The organism is Ruegeria sp. AL3 (assembly GCF_056536065.1).
Genome location: NZ_JBQFJG010000001.1, coordinates 775,001 through 797,351 on the forward strand (window position 1 = coordinate 775,001; position 22,351 = coordinate 797,351).

Here is a 22,351-nt window from a genome sequence, read left to right on the forward strand (position 1 = left end):
TTTCCTAAGAAATCAGTGAACCACTCAAACAGTGAAGCTGACACTCTATAATCGGGCCGAAACCCTAAGAGCGCGATATACAGACATTCAATCCGTCGAAACGAACCAAACCGCCCACATATCTCTTCAGTTATCCATCAATGTCAAAGAGCAATACACCCAGAGCCAAAAACCAGACCGTTGCGCCAATCCCTCAGCGCGCCCGCCTAAATCCTAACCTCAGATGCCCCCGGTCTCTCCCGAGCGTAACCGCCGCTTCCGCCGCGTCCCAGCGCCTCAGCAGCGCCGGTGAAGGGGGTTCTAAGTATAACAAACAAATCCCGCAAGCGGAAAATACACAAAAACAGAAGAAATTCTTGAAAAGTTAATTTATCCAAGAATTACAGATAGTTAATTCAGATCAACCAAGCACACTGCCGCCGATAACTATGTAAAGGCAGGTCAGAATTCCCGGTTCAGCGCGTTATGCACATGATTACCCACAGCCTCACGTCCGAGTCAGGCGGAATCGGCCCTGTTGGACCGGAAAGACAGGTTGGGAATCGGCAGGCGCAGGACAAGCAGGGCGATAATGGCAGCCAGGTAAGCAAGCGGCTCGATCTGAAATCCTTTTGCCAGCAAGAGGTAATGCATCGCCCCCAACAATGCGGCCGCGTAAACGAGGTGGTGCAGCTTGCGCCAGCGCGGTCCCAGTCGGCGCACAGACCAGTCGTTGGAGGTCAACGCCAGCGGAAGCAGAAGAAGAAACCCCGCCATGCCGACTGTTACGTACGGGCGTTTGAGGATATCCGCCCAGATCTGGCTGGGAAGCTGCACATCCAGAACCAGCCACACAAGAAGATGCAACGCGACGTATACAAACGTGAGCACCCCGATCGCGCGCCGAAACTTCATCAGGTTGAGGCCGACATGCCGGCGCAGGGGTGTGACCGCCAGACCGGCAATCAGCAACTGAAGGGCCAGTTCCCCATATCTGTGCTCCAACGCCTCAATCGGTTCGACCCCCAAACCACCGGTCAGGCCAAGATAAAACAGCCAGGGGGCGGGCAACGCCCCCAGCAGATAAACGACCCATACCGGAATACGGCGGAGTGTCTGGTTCATCGCCGACATGGTTTTAATAATTCTTGGCCAGATCCATGCCTTCATAAAGGCTGGCGACCTCTTGTTCATAGCCGTTGAACATCAGGGTCGGCTTACGTGACGCGAAAAGCCCGCCCCCGATCTCGCGCTCTGAAGCCTGAGACCAGCGTGGATGGTCCACGTTGGGGTTCACATTACTGTAGAACCCGTATTCGCGTGGATTGGACATGTTCCAGCTGGTGGGCGGTTCATCCTTTGTGAGCGTGATCCGAACAATCGACTTGATCGATTTGAAGCCGTATTTCCAAGGAACGACCAGACGCAAGGGCGCACCGTTCTGGTTGGGAATCGGGCGGTCGTAAATTCCGGTTGCCATGATTGTCAGGGGGTGCATCGCCTCATCCAGGCGCAATCCCTCTCGGTACGGCCAATCGAGAACGGGAAACCGCGTTCCCGGCATTTCATCCGGGCGATAGGCCGTCTCAAAAGCCACATATTTCGCGCCGTCTTGCACGCCCGCCATATTGAGAAGGTCGGCCAGCTCAAATCCGTTCCACGGAATTACCATCGACCAGGCTTCCACACAGCGAAAGCGGTAGATCCGCTCCTCTATCGTCATCTCGGACAGGATGGCCTGAAAATCATAGTCGCCGGGGTGGTCGACCAGACCATCAATCGTGACGCTCCAGGGTTCGGTCACCAGCGTATGAGCATATTTCGCCGGGTCATCTTTTCCGGTCCCGAACTCATAGTAGTTGTTGTAGGTGGTGATCTCTTCCCACGTGTTCGGCTCCAACCCATCCTGTGCTGCCGCCGGTTTGGCCATCGCAGTCAGGCCGACACCAGCCAGCCCGGCCATAACCTGCCGCCGGTTGAGGAACGCCGCCCGGGGGGTGACGTCTGCATGTGTCAAAGTATTGGTCCAGCGATGCGCCATATGGGTCTCCGTCATCTTCAGTGGTCTCTATTGACGTAGTGTGCTGATAGCACAGAGCCATGGAAACAGGCGTAACGATTGAGCGAAGTGATTGTAACGTTCCATTGTAACAGGGCCTTAGGGGAACGTTTTCAGCACCGAAAACCATAGACTCGAGAACTTTTGGAGCCCGGCGGAAAACCGCGGTTTTCGTGGATTACCGTCAGAACTCGGGCACAAAACTTTACAACTGCGGGCGCAAGGCTGCACTCTGTCAGATGGGTGCCACGCCAAGCCGAACGCGAGGCAAGGCTGCAACTGCAGCCTTTTGGCCGCAATGGGAGGAAGAAAAATGTGTGATATCTGCGTAATGAATGCCGTCAAAGACAAGATGCTGTCTCGTCGCGGGTTCTTCAAAGCTGCCGCAGCTTCGGGTGTTGCAGCAGCCGCAACCGGAGCCGTCGCGCCGGCAGCACTGGCGGCCGGGCATGGCGGTGTCGAAGATATGACCCACACGCTGAGCCCGGATTTCCCGACATGGGGCGGCGAACCCGGCATTTCGGCCGAGCAGGCTTTCAACTTTGCTGATCACGGCTTTAATCTGTTCAACCTGTCAATCAACGAACATACGGGCACGCATATCGATGCGCCGCTTCACTTTTCGGCGGATGGGACGTCGGTTGATGAAATCCCCGTCACGGATCTGGTCGCCCCCTTATGCGTCGTGGACATCGCCGCCCGAGCGGCCGAGGACGCTGACACGCGCGTCACCCCGGACGATCTGAAAGCCTGGATTGCGGCCAATGGTGATATTCCTGATGGTGCCTGCGTGGCGATGCATTCCGGATGGGCAGGCAAAACCGCCACGGATGAGTTCCGCAATTTCGACGGCGAAGCGCAGCATTACCCGGGCTTCCACGTTGAAGCCGCGGAGATGCTGATGGAGGAGACCGGAGCACGATCAATTGCCGTTGATACCCTGTCCTTGGATCACGGCATGTCCGCAGATTTCGCGACACATTACGCGTGGTTGCCGTCAGGCCGGTTCGGGATCGAATGTCTGGCTGGGCTGGATCGCGTGCCTGCGTCGGGTGCAACGCTGGTGATCGGCGCACCCAAGCACCAAGGCGGCACCGGCGGGCCGGCGCGGATCTTTGCATTGATCTGACAAATGCCCGGGCGGCCGACCAGCGCCCGCCCGGCCATCTTTCCGGTAGGGCCAAACTTCTGCCACAGTTGCAGACCAAGACGTCGTGCATTCTTGATCTGTTCGGGACACCTGCCTTCATGTTGCTTAGACTCCTTGTTGTTTTTTTGTCTTTGCTGTGCGGATCGGCATTAGCTGATGTGCAATCGTGCAAAAAGCTGTTTGAGCGCGCGCCGCAGGTCCTGAGCGATCTGAATCAGATCGGGTCTGAAGTTTATGAAGACAGCCATCCGGGCCTCGGCTATTCCGCCACTTTTGCAGACCCATCTTCCAAGATCACGGTTTTCTTCTATGACCATCAACAAAGGGACGTCTCATCTGAAATGGCCCTTGAAAGCTTTAAACAAGCTGCACGCGATATCGCTGCAATAGCTGCGCGGCGCGGTGCCGAGCTTGGTGAAATCAACGCCTATCAGTTGCGTGATCCGTCGCAGGTGTTGCCGTATCGGGCCGAGGCCAAAGCATCAGATGGCCTGTCCGAACTTCTGGCAGTCGGCGTCGTGGACAATTGTATTGTGAAGCTGAGGTTCACGGCCCAGTTTCCAATGGAGAAAGCGCAGGTCTGGATGAAGGTCCTCAGTGATTATCTGAACAAAGGCTATGGAAAACCGACATGAAAAAGGCCCGCCAAAAAAGCGGGCCTTTCAGTTCACGGTGTCAGATCAATGCACCACGGCATCGTCCGGGCGCGGTCGCTCGGAAGTTCCCAAACGATCACCGATGATCAAACCATCTTGCCCGGCGGTGACCGGAACGACGTCACCATCCTTGATTTCCCCGGCCAGCAGAGCTTCGGCCAACGGGTTCTGCAAGGCGCGCTGGATGACGCGTTTCAGCGGGCGGGCACCGAAGACCGGGTCATAGCCTTCATTGGCCAGCCACTCCTTGGCGCTGTCATCCAGGGCCAGCTCGATCTTGCGGGCGGCCAGACGTTTTTGCAGACGTGCCATCTGAATATCGACGATGCCATCCATATCGGCCCGCTTGAGGCGGTCAAAGATGATCGTTTCGTCCAGACGGTTCAGGAATTCGGGCCGGAAATGTGCCCGGACCGCATCCATCACGTCGCGCTTGGCCTGTGAACTGTCCGCACCTTCGGGCAGCTGGCTGAGCGCCTGAGACCCAAGGTTCGACGTCAGGATGATCAGCGTCTGTTTGAAGTCCACGGTGCGGCCCTGACCATCGGTCAGAACGCCATCGTCCAGAACCTGCAACAGCACGTTGAAAACATCCGGGTGCGCCTTTTCGACCTCGTCGAACAGCACGACCTGATAGGGCCTGCGCCGCACGGCTTCGGTCAGCACACCGCCTTCGTCATAACCGACATAGCCCGGAGGGGCACCGATCAGACGGGCGACCGCGTGTTTCTCCATGAACTCGGACATATCGATGCGTACCATCGCGTTGTCGTCGTCAAACAGGAAGTTCGCCACGGCCTTGGTCAGTTCGGTCTTACCCACACCGGTGGGCCCGAGGAACAGGAACGAGCCCAGCGGGCGGCCTTCGTCGTTCAGGCCCGCGCGCGCGCGGCGTACGGCATTGGCCACGGCGGTGACCGCCGCATCCTGCCCGATCACGCGGGAATGCAGTTCTTCTTCCATCCGCAGCAGTTTCTCGCGTTCGCCTTCCAGCATTTTGGCGGTCGGGATGCCCGTCCAGCGTTCGACAACGCTGGCTATCTGTTCCGGACGCACCGTTTCCTCGGCCATCATGGCGTTGCTTTCGGCATTCTCGGCCTCGGACAGCTTTTTCTCAAGCTCGGGGATGATGCCATAGGACAGCTCACCCGCCTTGGCGAGGTTGCCTTCGCGCTTGGCGATTTCCAGATCGGCCCGCGCCTTGTCGAGCTGTTCCTTCAAATCCCGCGCGCCAGCCAGCTTGTCGCGTTCGGCCTGCCACTGCGCAGTCATCTCGGCGGATTTTTCCTGAAGTTCTGCTAGATCCTTCTGCAAGGTTTCCAGGCGATCCTTCGATGCCGCATCGTCTTCCAGCTTCAGCGCCTCTTCCTCGATCTGCATTTGCAGAATCTGGCGATCCAGCTGATCGAGTTCCTCAGGCTTGGAATCCACCTCCATCCGCAACCGCGACGCGGCTTCATCGACCAAGTCGATGGCTTTGTCGGGCAGGAACCGGTCGGTGATATAGCGATGCGACAGGGTCGCCGCCGACACCAACGCCGAATCCGAGATGCGCACGCCGTGGTGCAGCTCGTACTTTTCCTTGATGCCGCGCAGAATGCTGATCGTGTCTTCGACCGTCGGTTCCTGAACCATCACCGGCTGGAACCGGCGCGCAAGGGCCGCGTCTTTTTCGACGTATTTGCGATACTCGTCCAGTGTGGTCGCACCGATACAATGCAGCTCACCCCGGGCGAGCGCGGGCTTGATCAGGTTGGCGGCATCCATCGCACCATCCGATTTGCCCGCGCCAACCAGCGTGTGCATCTCGTCGATGAACAGGATGATCTCACCCGCGGCCTCGGTCACCTCGGTCAGAACGGCCTTGAGGCGTTCTTCGAATTCACCACGGTATTTCGCACCGGCAATCAGCGCACCCATGTCGAGCGCAAGCAGCTTCTTGTCCCTCAGCGATTCCGGTACGTCGCCGTTGACGATGCGCAACGCCATGCCCTCGGCAATCGCGGTTTTACCGACGCCAGGTTCCCCTATCAGAACCGGGTTGTTCTTGGTGCGGCGCGACAGAACCTGCATTGAGCGGCGGATTTCCTCATCCCGCCCAATGATCGGGTCAATCTTGCCTTCAGCCGCAGCTTCAGTCAGATCGCGCGCATATTTCTTGAGCGCGTCATAGCCCTCTTCCGCCGACGCTGTGTCAGCAGTGCGACCCTTGCGGATGTCATTGATCGCTTCATTCAGCTTCTGGGCAGATACCGCACCGGCCTCCAAAGCCTCCTTGGCTTTGGATTTCACCATGCACAGCGCCATCAAAACGCGTTCAACGGGCACAAAGCTGTCGCCCGCCTTGGTGGCGATCTTTTCGGCCTCGTCCAGAACCTTGGCCGTCTGACCGTCCATGTAAATCTGGCCGGCATCACCGCTGACTTTCGGGATCTTGCCCATGGCAGCGTCAAGCGCCTCGACCACGCGGTTCGGCGCGCCGCCCGCGCGTGTGATCAGATTGCTTGCCAGCCCCTGATCGTCATCCATCAATGCTTTGAGTATATGTGTGGGCTCCAGCCTCTGGTGCCCCTCGCGCAGCGCAATGGTCTGCGCCGCCTGCACGAACCCCCGTGCCCGTTCAGTGAACTTGTTCAAGTCCATGATACTCTCCTTTTCCAAGCGCCCCGTTTTGATGCGCCCGCCTGGCGGCACGCGTCGGTCGAAGCCTCACATTCAATCTGGGAAATACCTTTGCCGGTTCAAGAGGCTAGAGAGTGAAAAAACGCCTCAACCACGCGGAATCGTATAGACAGTGTAGCCCCCGGTTTCGGCCACCTGCTGGGCATCGTTCGTCTCGACCAGCGACTGCGCGGCGGCGCTGCCCGTGGGGCAGGATACAAGATCGGCGGTGTGGTCGAGGAAATTGCCGGTAAAGGTGGTTTCTCCGGTCAACTGGCACCAGTCATCTTCGGACCGATAGCCCCGAACAAGATACAAATCATCATTGGTCGGGGGCGGCGCGGCGCCGGTTTCGGTCTGTGGCGGCGTGTCGTCGCAGGCGGCCAGCGTGGCGACGACGGCCAGCGGAACTAGGTGCTTCATGGTCTGTCCCTTTGATGCAATTTTCGTTTTAGAGTGGCAGCACCATAGCACAGTTGGGACAAAGCGAGGACACCGCTGGCTCCTTTGTCAGCTGTGGGCGTCAACCGCCTTCGATCTGCCGGATCAGCTTTTGCGCCTCGTCATCGCCCTGCTCGGCCGCGAGGCGAAGAAACCTCAGCGCCTCTTCGACATCGCCGATTTCATAGAGCAACCGGCCGAATTTGCGCTGCGATTTCACATCGCCAAGCTTTGCGGCCCTGCCCCAGAACAACAGGGTCGCTTCCGTGTCCTGAGGCACACCGTCCCGCCCGTGATAGGTCAAAGACCCGAGATTGTGCAGCGCCACGACATTGTCCTGCTTGGCGGCCTGGAAATAATAATCCAGCGCCTGTTCGATGTCTTTGGAGTAGCCGTTCTCGCCGATCTCGTAGATGTAGCCCAATCGCGCCGCGGCATCGGCGCTGCCGTTTCGGGCCGCCATCTTCAGATAGTCGACCGCGCGCTGCATATCGCGCGGGACATGCGTTCCTTCGCGATAGATTACGCCGAGGTGCAGCTGAGACGGCTCATATCCGAAGAACGCAGCCCTTTCATAATAGTACAGCGCCTTGTCGATGTCGGGCGCAACACCTTTCCCGTTCTCGAAGCCATACGCGACGTTGTGCATGCCCATCGGCAGAGCGCTTTCGGCAGCCGCCATGTACCAGGCAAACGCGGTCTCGTGGTCCTCGGGAACGATCTCGCCATCACTATAGAGCGAAGCGAGCGTGTTCATCGCCAGCCCGCTGCCCTCCATCGCGGCCAGTTCCGAAAACTCGAGCGCCATTTCCAGCTTGCCGCCCTTCATGAGCGCCCGGCCAAAGGCGGCCACGACCTCGGCATCGACATCCTGATCTTTCAACAGCAGATCGGCGCAGATCGCCATCGCATTCTCGGCGTCCATGTCGGCCCATTTCACCCCGTCGAAATAGGGCGACTGCCCCGGAGCGGCAGCGGCCATCAGGCAGTCATACTCTCCGTCCGAATAGTCGGGGTCCTGCGGTGGATCGTCGGGGTTGGGTTCCGGCCGGGGGCGCAGGTCGGAAACCCGCAGGCGCCGTTGCGGTTCCTTGGGGTCGTCGGCCTTTGCCGGCGCAGAGGCCTCGCCGGTCAGCCCGACCAGCAGATCGCGCGCCAGCTGCGAATAGATCGGGCAATCGGCGTAGATCCGTGAAAAACTCTCGATCGCCGTCGCCGACCCGCTGTCCTTGACGTCCGCCCAGACCAGTCGGGCCTCGCCGCAATCCGTTTCATCGGCCCAGACCGCGCCCGCCCCGACCAGAACAGCCGCCGAGGCCACCACACCCAACCGTATCATCCCGTATTTTCCTGCGTCTTTTCTTGTCTCAATGCGCCACACGCTCTACAGAAGCGCCGATCCCGTCAAGCTTGAAAGGTCGATACAATGCTCCAAACCGCCGATGACCGCCTGATCGTCGCCCTCGACGTCCCCAACGCGCTGGAAGGGCTGAAGCTGGCCGAGACGCTGGGCGACGCCGTTTCGTTCTACAAAATCGGCCTGGGCATGCTGACAGGCGGCGGGCTGGCACTGGCCAATGAGCTCAAGCAGGAACACGGCAAGCGCATCTTCCTGGACATGAAGCTGTTCGACATCGGCAACACGGTGGAAAACGCGGTGCGGGGGCTGGCGCAGTTCGATCTGGATTTCCTGACCGTGCATGGCGACCCGCATGTGGTGCGCGCCGCCAAGGAAGGGGCGGCGGGCAAGGATCTGAAAATCCTGGCGGTGACCATCCTGACCTCGCTGAACCGCGACGACTTGGATGCCGGCATGATGAAGGCCGGTGACGTTCAGGACATGGTGGTGGAACGCGCCGCCCACGCCTTCGAGGCCGGGGCCGACGGCGTGATCGCCAGCCCGCAGGAGGCCGCCCTGATCCGCGCCCTGCCCCAGGCGAAGGGCCGGCTGATCGTAACCCCCGGCGTGCGTCCGGCAGGCGCGGCACTGGGCGATCAAAAACGTGTGGCCACACCTGCCAGCGCCATCCAGGACGGGGCGGATCATATCGTAGTTGGCCGCCCCATTTATCAGGCCGAAGATCCAAAATCCGCGGCCGCGGCCGTTTTGACCGAGTTAAATTCTCTGAAAACGTGATGAGCAGAATCATCGTTTCAACAGGGATTCACGCTGAAAAAACCGCCGCAACAGGTTGACCTTACGTCAGTTTTTCGCGAATCCGCGCCAAATCGTCCCTGTGCCAGAAAACACACATTCAAAAAGCGAGTTTCTGAAAAGCGCGCCAAACCCTATCTCAACCGGAAAATCTTAGCGATTCTCAAGGGGATTTACTCCCCAACGAACCTACTCTTCCTGAGGTTCGTTACTTCCCCCCCGCGAAGCGCGGGGGGTTCTTTTCTCCGAATGATCTTTGATCGATATCACTGGATGATATAAAGGACCCCCAAGACAACTGCGGAACACACGAGGACGCAGATGCCCGGTCTTTGCCGAGATTGCCTGACCCCTTTTACGAACGAACGGCGCTGCACGGCCTGCGGCAGTCCCAGGGTAAAGTCTCATCCCGAACTGTTTGATCTGTCCATCGCACATATGGATTGCGATGCCTTCTATGCTTCGGTGGAAAAGCGGGACAATCCGGAACTGGCAGACAAGCCTGTCATCATCGGCGGCGGCAAACGCGGTGTTGTATCCACGGCATGCTACGTGGCCCGAATTCGCGGTGTGCGATCCGCCATGCCCATGTTCAAAGCGCTGCAACTGTGCCCCGATGCCGTCGTGATCAAACCACGCATGTCCGTGTATGCCCAGGTGTCACGGGACATCCGCGCCATGATGGACGAACTGACACCAGTGGTCGAACCCCTGTCCCTGGACGAAGCTTTCATGGACCTGTCCGGCACCGAACGCCTGCACGGAGCCCCCCCGGCCGTCATGCTGGCGCGCCTGGTCAAACGCATGAAGGATGAACTGGGTGTGACAGGATCCATCGGGCTGAGTCACAACAAGTTTCTGGCCAAGGTTGCCTCGGACCTCGACAAGCCCCGTGGGTTTTCGGTGATCGGCAAGGCCGAGACGGCTGAGTTTCTGAATGACAAACCCGTAAGGTTGATCTGGGGTATTGGCCCCGCTGCGCAGGAATCACTGGACCGGGCAGGGATTCGAACCTTCAACGACCTACTGCGTTGGGATCAGGAGGCTTTGACTGTGCGTTTCGGCTCGATGGGGTATCGCCTGTGGCATTTGGCACGGGGTCAGGACAAACGACGCGTTTCAGCCCATGAACCGATGAAATCCATCAGCAATGAGACCACGTTTTTCGAGGACACCGCCAATATTGATATTCTGGACGGACATTTGTGGCGCATGGCCCTGAAGGTCTCGGACCGGGCCAAGGCCAAGGATCTGGCTGGCCGGGTCGTTACGCTGAAGCTGAAGAAAGCCAATCACAAGATTCTGACACGGCGCGTGTCATTGCGGGACGCAACGCAGATCGCGGACAAAATCTATCGCACCGCAAAAGGGCTTTTCGATCAGGTGGGGGATCAGGGGCCATACCGCCTGTTGGGGTGTGGCCTGTCTGACCTGTGCCCGGCGGATCAGGCTGACATCTCCGGCGACCTGCTTGATCCCGGCGCCGTCCGCAGATCACAGGCCGAGCGGGCCACCGACCAGATCCGCCAGAGATTCGGCCCGGAAGCAATCGTGAAGGGCCGCGCTTTGCGCTAGTTTCATTCCGCCGCCAGACGGAGAGGTTTTGAACCGATTCTGGATATGTCGCGCACCACCTGCCGAAGGAGTTTCGAAAACGTCATGAAATTGGCGTTCGGCGCAATCTTTTCTTCGTCCATATACAAGGCCCGGTCGATTTCAATCTGGATCGCGTGTTGCTGGCGGGTGGGGCGGCCGTAAGTCTGTGTCACATAGGCCCCGGCAAACGGGGCGTTGCGCACCACATTCAGACCTGCCGCAGCAAACGCCGATTCGATGAGGTCCACGATTTCGGACGAGGCCGACGCACCGAACCGATCACCCAGCACGATCTCGGGCCGATTGTTTCGGGTTGTACCGGCCATGGCCACCGCCTCATGCGGCATGGAGTGGCAATCCACCAGTATGGCCTGGCCGAATTTCTCGTGTGATTCGGCCAGCAGGGATTTCAAACGTGCATGATAGGGGCGCCAATAGGTGTCGATGCGCAGCCGCGCCTCGTCCATGGTCAGCTTGCCGCTGTAGATTGCCCGTCCATTGGCCACAACGCGGGGAACCACACCCAACCCTGATGCGACCCTGGGGTTGTGCCCATGCCTGCGGGCACCGCTGATCAGCGCCGGGTCCAGTTCGTCCAGACTGCGATTCAGGTCCAGATAGGCGCGTGGCATGGTCGCTTTGATCAAAGGCGCGCCATTCTCGGCCGCGGCAGCAAACAATTGATCCACGAAGGCGTCTTCCGAGGATCGAATCACGCTTTGATTCAGAACGGACCGCTTCAAAAACGCTTCGGGATAATTCCGCCCGCTATGAGGAGATGAAAAAACCACGCATGAACTGCGGTTTTCCGGCATATCCAATACAAAGGCTGCGTTCTGCATGATCCCTCCATGTTCGCAATCAACATAGACCGGAAAATAGTTCTACCAAACCCCTTGAACCCCTTTGCGACTCCTTTTATAGACCCCGCTACCGGCGCGGGGTTCCGCGCCCCATTTCGTTATGGGGCTGGGCACGCAAAGGGAAAGTGGGCGGTTAGCTCAGCGGTAGAGCACTTCGTTGACATCGAAGGGGTCACAAGTTCGATCCTTGTACCGCCCACCATGATTTCACTGTTCCGGAGATCCGGGACACCCGAGTAACCCAGGCGCTGGCCACGTCCTTGATGAAGGCGCCGCAGATTGGAGACAGACCATGAAGGTCAAGAACTCGCTCCGCTCGCTCAAGAATCGGCACCGCGACTGCCGTGTTGTGCGTCGCAAAGGCCGCGTCTACGTTATCAACAAGACGCAGCGCAAGTTCAAAGCTCGCCAGGGCTGAGAACGGCAAAACACCGTATTAGAAAACCGCGCTCTTGAGCGCGGTTTTTTTGTGTTCTGCACCTGTGGGCCTGACGTGCTACCCTTGCTTCGACATTACGGAGTGTGAAACCCATGCGCGAACACGGCATCGACGTACTGGTGGGAACGACCAAGGGAACGTTCATTATCTCTGGTGATCAGAACAGGTCAGATTGGAAAGTGACGGGCCCGCATTGCGAAGGATGGCCGATCAACCACGTCATCGGCGACAAGGAAACGGGCACGCTTTGGGCCGGGGGCGGTGGTGACTGGCATGGCGCCGGAGTCTGGTGTTCCGAAGACGGCGGTGTGACTTGGCAGGTCGCAAAACTCACCAAGGGTCAAATGGACGAGTGGGCCGCCAACGACCAGGATTTTGCCCAGATGATCGGCTGGACCGGAGAACCCGCACCATTCGCCGCTGAGTTTTCGCAGGTCTGGTCTTTGCGTTATCAACATGGAACGTTGTACGCAGGCACAAAACCGGCCCGCCTGCTAGCCAGCCACGATAATGGTCGGACATGGGACACGCTTGAGGGCCTGACAAACCACCCCTCGGCACCCGATTGGAATCCCGGCGGTGCGGGGCTGGTCCTGCATACAATCGTGACTGACCCAAATGATTCGAAAAAGCTCTGGGTCGGCATTTCCGCTGCAGGTGTGTTTGCAACTGAGGATGGCGGCGCAAGCTGGGAGCGGCGCAACAGATTGTCCAACGCCGAATCTTGCACGCATCATGATCATCCCGCTGCCCCCAGGGATGGTGAAACCGGTCATTGCGTCCACAACATGGTTCAAGCTCCGGGTACCGCGGATTTGCTGTACCAGCAAAACCATCACGGCGTCTGGCGCTCGGCCGACGGAGGGCGCAGTTGGGATGACATCACCGAAGGCCTGCCATCTACCTTTGGATTTCCGATTCATGTGCACCCACGTGATCCGGACACGATCTGGACATTGCCTTTGAACGGAGACAGCATCGGGCGCTATCCACCGGATGCCGCCGCGGCAGTTTGGAAATCCACAAACGGAGGCGCAACATGGCAAGACCAGCGACGTGGCTTGCCGCAAGAAAGCTGTTTTTTCACTGTTCTGCGACAGGCCATGGCCGGAGACCGCCGAGACCCCGCCGGTATCTATTTCGGGACCAACAGCGGCTCGGTTTTTGCCAGTGTTGATGAAGGGGACACATGGACGGAAGTCGCGCGCCATTTACCCACGATCCTTGCAGTTGAGGTGCTTGATCGTGAGTGATCCAGACACTGCCGTGTGACGCGGATCTTTCCGTTCAGCACAACTCGCGCCCGCCCCCAACAAGCCTCGCAAGGGTGCCTGCGCTCATTTGACCAAGTAAATCTGTCGGATTTTCTTGCATCTCGCTGAGAATCGTATAATTGAGCAAATCAGTCGGGTTATCAACCGACGCGAAATTCAATTGTTGGGGCAAACTATGCTGAAATCCACAACCTGCCTGGCCGCCGCTCTGTCGGCATTGATCGCAACATCAGCCGCAGCTGAAGGCGAGCTGAACCTTTATTCCTCGCGCCACTATGACACTGACGAACGTCTTTACACGGACTTCGAAGAAGCGACCGGCATCAAGATCAACCGGATCGAAGGCAAGGCGGATGAATTGATTGCGCGCATGGAAGCCGAAGGCGCGAACTCTCCGGCAGATGTCATGCTGACGGTCGACACGTCTCGCCTGGCGCGTGCCAAAGATGCGGGCATTCTGCAAGCCATCGACAGCGAAACCCTGGAGGAGCGCATCCCCGCCAACCTTCAGGACGAAGACAACCAGTGGTTCGGCTTCTCACAGCGCGGTCGGATCATCTTTTACAACAAAGAAAACGTTGCCAATCCGCCGGCCACTTACGCAGACCTCGCCAAGCCGGAATACAAGGGCCTGATCTGCATCCGATCCTCGACCAACACCTACAACCAGACCCTGCTCGCCTCGATCATCACACATGAAGGTACCGAAGCTGCAAAATCCTGGGCGGAAGGCGTTGTCGCCAACATGGCCCGAGACCCGCAGGGAGGTGACACCGACCAGCTGCGTGGCATCGTTTCGGGTGAATGCGACATCGCTGTATCGAACACCTACTACTATGCACGGGCTATCCGCAAAGACGTCAAAGGCCTGTCCTCTGACCTCGACAAGATCGGCTGGGTCTTCCCCAATCAGGACAGCTATGGTGCGCATATGAACCTGTCGGGCGGTGGCGTCGCGGCACACGCGCCGAACAAGGAAAACGCAATCCTGTTCCTCGAGTATCTGGCAAGCGATCAGGCGCAGAAGTACTTCTCGGCGGGCAATGACGAATTCCCGGCAGTACAGAGTGTCGAGCTGGCGGAATCGGTAAAGGCCCTGGGTGAGTTCAAAGCTGACGACGTGAACCTGTCGGAGGTCGCAAAGAACATCCCGGAAGCACAGAAAATCTTTAACGAAGTTGGTTGGAAATAATCCACCACCTCGTCAAAAGCTTGCGAAAGGCGCAGAGTTTCTGCGCCTTTTTTCATTTACACACACATAATTTTTATGTAATTTTCCCACAAATGAAAACTCCTCTCGTTTGTGGTCCATGCTCGACAACCTCTCAAGCCGCCTTGCCGTCCGTTTGAACGAACTCCGCCGCGGGCGCGGGTGGTCCCTGGATCAACTGGCCGCCCACAGCGGAATCAGCCGCGCCACGCTGTCCCGCATGGAGAAAGGAGAGGTCAGCCCCACCGCTGAGAATCTTGGCCGCCTCTGTGCCGCTTATGACCTTCCGATGTCCCGGCTTTTGATGATGGTCGAAGACAGCTTTGACCCCAAGGTGGCGTTTGAACGCCAGACCGAATGGCGTGATCCCGAAACCGGCTTTACCCGCCGTGCAGTTTCACCGCCTGCAAACGGCCTGAACGCCGAGGTCGTGGAATGCCACCTGCCGCGCGATACGGTCATCACTTACGAGGCGCCGCCCAAATCCGGGCAGGAACACCATCTGATCCTGATCGACGGCGCCCTGACACTGACAGTTGACGGAACCCCCCATGCGCTGAGCGCCGGAGATTGCCTGCGCTATCACCTGTCGGGCCCAACCCGGTTCGAAACCGGGGAATCTCGCGGTGCGCGTTATCTCTTGGTGCTGATATGATCTCGCGTCTGACCGATCTCGATTTCAGCGCGGCAGTGGATGATCTGGCGGAAATCCTCCACGCCTGTGTGCATGACGGGGCCAGCATCGGCTTTGTCCTTCCGTTTACCGAGAGTGACGCACGAAATTACTGGCTGCAAAATGTTCGTCCTGGGCTGAAATCCGGTGCGTTGGAGCTGTTTGCCCTCCACGACAACGGGCGCATTCAGGGCACGGTGCAACTGATCCCCGCGACCATGCCCAATCAACCGCACCGCGCTGATGTTGCGAAACTTCTGGTGCACCCGAACGCCAGACGGCGCGGTTTTGGCCGCGCCTTGATGGAAGCCCTCTTTCAACGAGCGACAGAGTTGGAGCGCACGATGCTGGTTCTTGATACCCGCAGCACCGATCCTTCTCGATTGCTTTATCTGGACCTGGGGTTTCAGATCGCCGGGGAAATTCCGAACTATTGCCGGAACCCGTTCGAAACCAGACTGGAACCCACGACTTACATGTATAAAGAGCTGTCAGCCTGACGCCAAACAGCGACCGCATGACCGTGGATCATGGATTTTCCCCAGCAGTCCACGCGAAGTCGTGCGAAAGGTCCGGGGCATTCCCATGCCGCGCTTTTTCGCGGCGTGCGCTGCAACCAGGCCTGAACACAGCGGAACTCAATCGCCCGGCCACCTGAAGGGATGCCCGGGCAATCAACTTTGTGCCTTGCGTTTAGAAATGCGCTGACTTCGTGCCTGCGGGCTTTTCCATCGGAGGCGCAAATTTGGTCAGGTCGATACCTTTCACGGCCGATTTGTATTCCTCGGCGGTCGGCATTCGGCCCAAAACAGCCGACAGCACGACCACCGGGGTCGATGCCAGCAGGGATTCGCCTTTCTTGTCCGCCGCGTCCTCAACAACACGGCCTTGGAACAGTCGTGTGGACGTGGCCAGCACAGTGTCACCCTTTGCCGCTTTCTCCTGGTTGCCCATGCAGAGGTTACATCCCGGACGCTCTAGATACAGGATGTTCTCGTATTCCGTCCGCGCTTTGCTTTTTGGGAACAGATCGTCGAATTCAAAGCCTGAATACTTCTGAAGAATGCTCCACTCGCCTTCTTCTTTCAGCTCATCGATGATGTTGTAGGTGGGCGCAGCAACGACCAGCGGGGCCTTGAATTCTACTGTGCCCTTCTCCTGCTCGATGTTTTTCAGCATCTGCGAGACGATGACCAGATCGCCCTTGTGCACCATGCACGATCCAACAAATCCCAGATCGACCTTCTTTTCCCCTTTGTAGTGGGAAACCGGCCGGATCGTATCGTGGGTGTAACGTTTTGATACATCGGCGTTATTGACATCCGGGTCGGCGATCATGGGTTCGCTGATTTCATCCAGGTCAACCACCAACTCGGCAAAATACTTGGCGTTTTCATCCGGTTTCAGGGCCGGCTTTTCACCCGACTTGATTTCCGCGATCCGAGCGTTGGCCTTGTCGATCAGACCTTGCAGTGTCCGGGCTTCGTTATCCATTCCCTTGTCGATCATGATCTGAATACGGCTTTTCGCGATTTCCAGAGATTCGATCAACGTGTCATCCGCTGAGATGCAGATCGACGCCTTGGCCTTCATCTCGGCCGTCCAGTCAGTAAAGGTGAATGCCTGATCCGCCAGCAATGTGCCGATGTGAACTTCGATGATCCGCCCCTGGAACACGTTGTCGCCGAATTTCTTCAGCATCTGCGCCTGGGTGGCGTGAACCACATCGCGGAAATCCATGTGATCCGCCATCTGGCCCTTGAACGTCACCTTGACGGATTCCGGGATCGGCATGGTAGCTTCGCCAGTGGCCAGCGCCAGTGCAACAGTACCCGAGTCTGCACCAAACGCGACGCCTTTGGACATACGTGTATGCGAGTCGCCACCGATGATGATCGCCCAGTCATCCACGGTGATGTCGTTCAGAACCTTGTGGATGACGTCTGTCATCGAGTGATAAACACCTTTGGGGTCACGCGCGGTGATCAGGCCAAAGTTGTTCATGAATTTCATCAGTTTTGGGATATTTGCCTGCGCCTTGGAATCCCAAACCGAAGCAGTATGACAGCCAGACTGATAGGCACCGTCAACGGTGGGCGATATCACTGTCGCCGCCATGGCTTCCAGTTCCTGCGCCGTCATCAGGCCGGTGGTGTCCTGCGAACCGACGATGTTGACCTTCACCCGAACGTCCGAGCCCGCATGCAGAACTTTGCTTTCGGCCACGCCAACCGCGTTTTTGTTGAATATCTTTTCAACCGCCGTCAGGCCCTGCCCTTCATGCGAAATCTCCTTGGACGGCGCGAAAGCGGATTTCACCTCGAGACCGAGCGTCTCGGCCGCGAATGTCTGAAGCTTTTTGCCAAAGACAATGGCATAAGATCCTCCGGCCTTTATGAACTCGGTCTTTTGCGGCGTGAAGGATGATGACAGATCGACCAGCTCTTTGTCGCCTGCGTCATTGTACAGCTTTTTGTCCTTGGTGTTGATAGTCAGTACCGTTCCGGTCTCGACGGAATATTTCTGCTCGAGGATAGGATTGCCGTCATTGTTCAGGATAGGATTGCCGTCGGCATCCACTTTCTTGACCCAGTTCTTGAGATCGATGCCGATCCCGCCGGTGACGCCGACGGTGGTCAGAAAGATCGGTGAAATCCCGTTTGTACCGGCAACAACCGGCGCGATGTTCACGAATGGAACATAGGGGCTGGCTTGCTTTCCTGTCCACAATGCAACGTTGTTGACACCGGACATGCGCGACGATCCAACTCCCATCGTGCCTTTTTCAGCAACCAGCATGACGCGCTTGTCCGGGTGCTGTTTTTGCAAGTCCTGAATCTCGGCCTGTGCTTCGGGTGAGATCATGCACTTGCCGTGCAATTCACGGTCCGACCGCGAATGCGCCTGATTGCCGGGCGACAGAAGATCGGTCGAAATATCCCCTTCGGCCGCCACATAGGTCACAACCTTGATTTCTTCTTCGATGTCGGGAAGCCGGGTAAAGAACTCGGCCTTGGCATAGCTTTCCAGAATGTCCCTGGCAACGGCGTTCCCGGCCTCAAAGGCTGTTTTCAGACGGTTGGTATCTGCGTCGTACAGGAACACCTGGGTTTTCAGAACTGCCGCCGCTTTCTGCGCAATCTCTGCGTCATCGCCCAGCGCCAGATCAAGCAGAACCTCTACCGATGGGCCGCCCTTCATATGCGACAGCAATTCAAACGCGAAATCCTGCGAGATTTCTTCGACCGTCGCTTCACCCAGGATGATCTCTTTCAGAAAGCGCGCCTTTTCACCTGCGGCGCTGGTTGTGCCCGGAAGCGTGTTGTAGATGAAGTAGTTCAGTGAATCGGCACGATGAGCGTGACCCGTATCTTTGATCTGCCCGATGATTTCCTGCAAAAGAGCACCGTCTTCGATGGGTTTGGGGTGCAGACCCTGTTCTTTGCGCGTCTCGATTTCGTTCAGGTATTCTGTGTAAAGGCTCATGACGGTTCCGACCATTTAGCTGATGCACCGGGCCATGTGAAAGCCCGGCACCTTGAATTTGTATGCGGCGGTATACCAAAGCGTACCGACGTGCAAGATGCCGATCTGCGACCCAGTGTCCTGCCCTACGGGCGATGCCCGCCGCAATGTCGGGCGGTGAGTCGATGGGAATGTTCGATCCCCTACCCCCCGAAAGCCGCAATAAGCGCTTTCGCCAAGGGCAAAGAAGAATAGCCCACCCGTGAAGGTGTAAGCCCCATCCGCACGACGACCATGTCACGCGACGGGAAAATTCCGATGGACTGACCGTCATGCCCTTGCAACCAAACCGCGTCTTCAAACGGTGGCAGGTCGCCCGGCGATTTCAACCAGAGATGACCCTTGGCATATTCACCGCCAGACGCCGCAACGGGTCCGAACATCCAGTCCACAAAACCTGTGGGCAAAATCTGTGCGCCGTCCCAAACCCCTTTTTGCAGCAGAAACTGGCCATACCTCGCCCAGTCTCGGGCCGTGGCGTACATATAGCTGGATCCGATGAATGTATCGGCGACATCTGTCTCGATGATCGCCGAAGCCATGCCAAGCGGTTCAAAAAGCGCATCCCGAGGATAGCTCAAACCGCCATCGGGCAGCTTGTCCTGCCACACCCGGGACAACACGGTGGACGTGCCGGAGGAATAGTTGAAGTCGGTTCCAATGCCGGCTTCCAGTGCACGGTCGGCAGCGAAACCGGCCATGTCATCGCTGAGATACAGCATCCTGGTCACGTCTGACACGTCTCCGTATTCTTCATTCCATTGCAGACCGCTTGTCATTGCCAGCATGTCCGCAACAGTAATGTCTCGCCTTGCGTCTTCTGCCCATTCGGGAAAACTGTCGACGAGGGTGTCCGATACATTCATCTGACCCGCTTTGATCAACGTTCCGATCAGCCCGGCCGTCACCGTCTTGGTCATGGACCAGCCCAGCAACGGTGTGTCGGCGTCAAACCCTTCCGCATAGCGTTCGGCCACGATACGCCCGCCTTGAACCACCACTACGGCGCGGTATCCTTCGCCAAGCAGCGTATCATCCGACAAGACGGCCTGAAATTTGGAATCATGAGACTGCGCAACGTCGTTTCCGCTTGGCCAAAGCCCTGTCGGCGCGGGCTTGGCGGCCTCAAGCCCTTGCGCACTCAGGGATGTAGCATGCACGTTGGTGCAGCCAAGCCCTTGCCGGAACTGCGACCTGGCGGGCGCGAAGAACCGAAAGAGTCGCGCATGAACAGTCTGCGCCTCTCGATCGACCTCAATCGAAACATGTTTGAGCAGCGGATGCCCCGGGGCCTGCACATCCACCGCGAGGACCTCTTCCGGATCACGTCCGGCAATGAAAACGTTTGAACAGACAATCTTGGCCGAGTAATTCGTGCCCACTTTCAACAAATCGGGCGGGGCGATCAGCAGATAACCAAGCAGCCCCACGATGCCCAGAACCACGACACCTAGACCCGTTTTCAATACCTTACTGAACATCCGCTGACCTGCCCTTTTGCTGTCTTTTCAGCACAGGTTAGATACATCCAGCTCGGTTTTGCCACTATTCCGTTGCGTATTCTTCCGATGCTGATCGCAAACTCGGCGCCTTTCTCGGTGAACTGCTCAAGTCGCCTCGTCGCTTTGATCCGACGACAACCAAAAGCTTTGCGATTGCCCGGCAAGACGTTGCCAAATCTGTTCACTGAACTCTGGCTTCGCTTCGGCCAAACGAACCATTCTTATTGTCAGCGCCTGTGCAGGCAGGGCCTCTTCAACGCTTACAAGCTGCCCCTGAGCAAGCAGCGTGGCGACCAAAGAGTGGGGTAGCCATGCAACGCCGATTTCATTCACGGCATATTGCAGCATCGCCAGCGTCAGGGCCGTCTCGGCCTTGGCCACGAGTCTGGTTTCGTCGGGCAAACGCGGTGCAATCAATCGGGAAAACACTTGCCCAAGAAAAACATCAGGCGGGTAGACAATCGCAGGAATGGTCTTGCCATCCAATTCCCCGCGCATTGCCGGTGCGCATACCGGGATCAATGTGTCGGCACCAAGCGTCCTCGCCTCGAACGCACTTTCGAGGTTCTGCACCCCACCGTCCGATGCCGCGTACATGATCGCGAAATCGACTTCTTTCGAGATCAGTTGCAACAGGCATTCGTCCTGGTTCCCCGATCGCACCTGAACCGAGATATCGCTGTTTTCGGTCAACATCCGGACCACTTTCGGCGAGACGGTTGTCGTCAACGCATGCTGGCACACGAGCGACAAAGACTGGCTGGCCTGATCGCTTTCTGTTTTCAAACTGTGACGCAGTTTGTGCAGACGCGCGCTCAGCTCGCGCAGTTCAGGTTCCAACGCCTGAACGCCCGGCATTAAGGATACGGGTTTGCGGCGACGATCAAACAGGGTCGCTCCGATACTGCCTTCGATGAGCCGCACCCGACGGGTAAAGGCAGATTGGGTCAGCAGCCGTTTTTCCGCGGCGCGCGTCAGCGATCCGCTGTCCAGCACGGCCAATATGTCATCGATCCATTCCAAACGCATGTGAATCAGATAGCCCAGACCTTACTAATATGCAATTTTTGCAACATACTCACTGAATTTCGAATTAGAAGAGCGGCAACACACAGCGTAAATTGACGAAAATCAATATTAGGAATTGTGACATGCATCTTGCGCGCTTTCCCCGCCTTCACCTCGCCCATCTTCCGACACCGCTTGAACCGATGAAGCGGCTTTCCAAAGAACTGGGGGTGGAAATCTGGATCAAGCGCGACGATTGCACCGGCATGTCAACCGGCGGCAACAAGACCCGCAAGCTGGAATTTCTGATGGCCGAAGCGGAAGCGCAGGGCGCCGACATGGTGATGACGCAAGGTGCCACTCAAACCAACCACGGTCGACAAACCGCAGCGTTTGCCGCCAAGCTGGGCCTTGATTGCCATATTCTTCTGGAAGATCGCACCGGCTATCAAGATGGCAACTACAATACAAATGGCAATGTCCTGCTGGACCACTTGCACGGCGCGACCACCCAGAAGTTTCCCGGGGGTCACGATATGCCGGGCGAAATGGAAAAGGCTGCCGCGAAGAAACGGGCAAAAGGCCGCAATGTCTATGTCATTCCTGGCGGCGGCTCGAACCCGACCGGGGCGCTGGGCTATGTAAACGCGGCCTTTGAACTGTTGGGTCAGGCCAATGACAGCGGATTGCGGATTGACCGGCTGGTACATGCAACCGGGTCGTCCGGTACGCAGGCAGGTTTGGTGACGGGAATGTGCGCCATGAATGCGCAGGTGCCGGTGCTTGGCATCGGGACAAGGGCACCTCGGCCAAAGCAGGAACAGATGGTGTACGACCTCGCCTGCAAGACCGCCGAAAAGCTGGGGTGCGCGGGCGTGGTAAAGCGTGAAGATGTCATGGCCAATACCGACTATGTCGGCGAAGGCTATGGCCTGCCCACTGAAAGCGGCATCGAAGCGATCCAGATGTTTGCCGAATTGGAAGGAATCCTTCTGGATCCCTGCTACTCGGCCAAGGGTGCGGCGGGCCTGATCGATCTGGCGCGCAAAGGCGAATTCAAAGACCAGCGGGTCGTTTTCCTTCACACGGGTGGCGCGGCGGCCTTGGCGGGGTATGACTTTGCCTTCGATCACAAATACCGCTGGGTGAATATCTGAGCA

At 57.8% G+C, this 22,351-nt stretch carries 19 protein-coding genes and 1 tRNA gene; 11 read left to right on the top strand and 9 right to left on the bottom strand.

Annotated features, from left to right (window positions below; genetic code table 11):
* Window positions 1-498: 498 nt before the first annotated feature.
* Window positions 499-1,113, bottom strand: a complete 615-nt coding sequence (gene msrQ / locus ACR3E6_RS03915; RefSeq protein WP_171635774.1) for a protein-methionine-sulfoxide reductase heme-binding subunit MsrQ — start codon at window positions 1,111-1,113, stop codon at window positions 499-501.
* A gap of 4 nt (window positions 1,114-1,117) precedes the next feature.
* Window positions 1,118-2,020: a protein-methionine-sulfoxide reductase catalytic subunit MsrP gene (gene msrP / locus ACR3E6_RS03920; RefSeq protein WP_171635771.1), complete on the bottom strand. Its 903-nt coding sequence runs from the start codon at window positions 2,018-2,020 to the stop codon at window positions 1,118-1,120.
* 331 nt (window positions 2,021-2,351) lie between these two features.
* Here msrP and ACR3E6_RS03925 point away from each other — a divergent pair, with 331 nt between their 5' ends.
* Both ACR3E6_RS03925 and ACR3E6_RS03930 read left to right on the top strand, forming a co-directional pair.
* The gene (locus tag ACR3E6_RS03925) at window positions 2,352-3,167 is read left to right on the top strand and encodes a cyclase family protein (RefSeq protein WP_171635769.1); all 816 of its coding nucleotides are present in this window, start codon (window positions 2,352-2,354) and stop codon (window positions 3,165-3,167) included.
* 68 nt (window positions 3,168-3,235) lie between these two features.
* The gene (locus ACR3E6_RS03930) at window positions 3,236-3,823 is read left to right on the top strand and encodes a hypothetical protein (RefSeq protein WP_480485944.1); all 588 of its coding nucleotides are present in this window, start codon (window positions 3,236-3,238) and stop codon (window positions 3,821-3,823) included.
* Window positions 3,824-3,868: 45 nt separating this feature from the next.
* Here the strand turns inward: ACR3E6_RS03930 and clpB are convergent, their stop codons facing one another.
* From clpB to ACR3E6_RS03945, 3 genes are all read right to left on the bottom strand, one after another.
* A complete protein-coding gene (gene clpB, locus ACR3E6_RS03935; protein WP_171635765.1) occupies window positions 3,869-6,487 on the bottom strand; it encodes an ATP-dependent chaperone ClpB in 2,619 nt (872 codons plus the stop codon).
* Between the two features lie 126 nt (window positions 6,488-6,613).
* Window positions 6,614-6,928 carry a hypothetical protein gene (locus ACR3E6_RS03940; RefSeq protein ID WP_171635763.1) on the bottom strand — a complete coding sequence of 105 codons (315 nt, stop codon included), beginning with the start codon at window positions 6,926-6,928 and terminating at the stop codon, window positions 6,614-6,616.
* Window positions 6,929-7,028: 100 nt separating this feature from the next.
* On the bottom strand, window positions 7,029-8,285 hold the full coding sequence (locus ACR3E6_RS03945) for a tetratricopeptide repeat protein (protein ID WP_209834114.1): 1,257 nt from the start codon (window positions 8,283-8,285) through the stop codon (window positions 7,029-7,031).
* A gap of 87 nt (window positions 8,286-8,372) precedes the next feature.
* Here ACR3E6_RS03945 and pyrF point away from each other — a divergent pair, with 87 nt between their 5' ends.
* Both pyrF and ACR3E6_RS03955 read left to right on the top strand, forming a co-directional pair.
* A complete protein-coding gene (pyrF, locus tag ACR3E6_RS03950) occupies window positions 8,373-9,083 on the top strand; it encodes an orotidine-5'-phosphate decarboxylase (RefSeq protein ID WP_171635758.1) in 711 nt (236 codons plus the stop codon).
* 339 nt (window positions 9,084-9,422) lie between these two features.
* Window positions 9,423-10,676, top strand: coding sequence for a DNA polymerase IV (locus ACR3E6_RS03955; RefSeq protein WP_480485947.1), 1,254 nt, complete (start codon window positions 9,423-9,425; stop codon window positions 10,674-10,676).
* Window positions 10,677-10,678: 2 nt separating this feature from the next.
* Here ACR3E6_RS03955 and ACR3E6_RS03960 read toward each other — a convergent pair whose 3' ends face one another.
* Window positions 10,679-11,539, bottom strand: coding sequence for an N-formylglutamate amidohydrolase (locus ACR3E6_RS03960; protein WP_480485949.1), 861 nt, complete (start codon window positions 11,537-11,539; stop codon window positions 10,679-10,681).
* Window positions 11,540-11,687: 148 nt separating this feature from the next.
* Here ACR3E6_RS03960 and ACR3E6_RS03965 point away from each other — a divergent pair.
* From ACR3E6_RS03965 to ACR3E6_RS03990, 6 genes are all read left to right on the top strand, one after another.
* Window positions 11,688-11,762 (top strand) — tRNA-Val (locus ACR3E6_RS03965).
* 90 nt (window positions 11,763-11,852) lie between these two features.
* Entirely contained in the window at window positions 11,853-11,978 is a 126-nt protein-coding gene (gene ykgO / locus ACR3E6_RS03970; RefSeq protein ID WP_005648635.1) for a type B 50S ribosomal protein L36, read from the top strand.
* Window positions 11,979-12,091: 113 nt separating this feature from the next.
* A complete protein-coding gene (locus tag ACR3E6_RS03975; protein ID WP_480485951.1) occupies window positions 12,092-13,252 on the top strand; it encodes a WD40/YVTN/BNR-like repeat-containing protein in 1,161 nt (386 codons plus the stop codon).
* A gap of 196 nt (window positions 13,253-13,448) precedes the next feature.
* The gene (locus ACR3E6_RS03980; RefSeq protein WP_209834124.1) at window positions 13,449-14,465 is read left to right on the top strand and encodes a Fe(3+) ABC transporter substrate-binding protein; all 1,017 of its coding nucleotides are present in this window, start codon (window positions 13,449-13,451) and stop codon (window positions 14,463-14,465) included.
* Between the two features lie 118 nt (window positions 14,466-14,583).
* Window positions 14,584-15,138, top strand: coding sequence for a helix-turn-helix domain-containing protein (locus ACR3E6_RS03985; RefSeq protein WP_480485953.1), 555 nt, complete (start codon window positions 14,584-14,586; stop codon window positions 15,136-15,138).
* Window positions 15,135-15,656, top strand: coding sequence for a GNAT family N-acetyltransferase (locus ACR3E6_RS03990; RefSeq protein ID WP_171635747.1), 522 nt, complete (start codon window positions 15,135-15,137; stop codon window positions 15,654-15,656). The genes ACR3E6_RS03985 and ACR3E6_RS03990 overlap by 4 nt, the downstream gene beginning before the upstream one ends.
* 193 nt (window positions 15,657-15,849) lie before the next feature.
* On the opposite strand, the gene ACR3E6_RS03995 is transcribed toward ACR3E6_RS03990, so the two are convergent.
* The 3 genes from ACR3E6_RS03995 to ACR3E6_RS04005 form a co-directional block, all read right to left on the bottom strand.
* The gene (locus tag ACR3E6_RS03995) at window positions 15,850-18,642 is read right to left on the bottom strand and encodes a bifunctional aconitate hydratase 2/2-methylisocitrate dehydratase (RefSeq protein ID WP_480485955.1); all 2,793 of its coding nucleotides are present in this window, start codon (window positions 18,640-18,642) and stop codon (window positions 15,850-15,852) included.
* Between the two features lie 182 nt (window positions 18,643-18,824).
* On the bottom strand, window positions 18,825-20,162 hold the full coding sequence (locus ACR3E6_RS04000; RefSeq protein WP_171724154.1) for a serine hydrolase domain-containing protein: 1,338 nt from the start codon (window positions 20,160-20,162) through the stop codon (window positions 18,825-18,827).
* 126 nt (window positions 20,163-20,288) lie between these two features.
* Complete coding sequence (locus ACR3E6_RS04005) at window positions 20,289-21,212, bottom strand: LysR family transcriptional regulator (protein ID WP_480485958.1); 924 nt, start codon at window positions 21,210-21,212, stop codon at window positions 20,289-20,291.
* 122 nt (window positions 21,213-21,334) lie between these two features.
* On the opposite strand from ACR3E6_RS04005, the gene cuyA reads away from it, so the two are divergent.
* The gene (cuyA, locus tag ACR3E6_RS04010) at window positions 21,335-22,348 is read left to right on the top strand and encodes a D-cysteate sulfo-lyase (protein WP_171724152.1); all 1,014 of its coding nucleotides are present in this window, start codon (window positions 21,335-21,337) and stop codon (window positions 22,346-22,348) included.
* Window positions 22,349-22,351 lie beyond the last annotated feature (3 nt).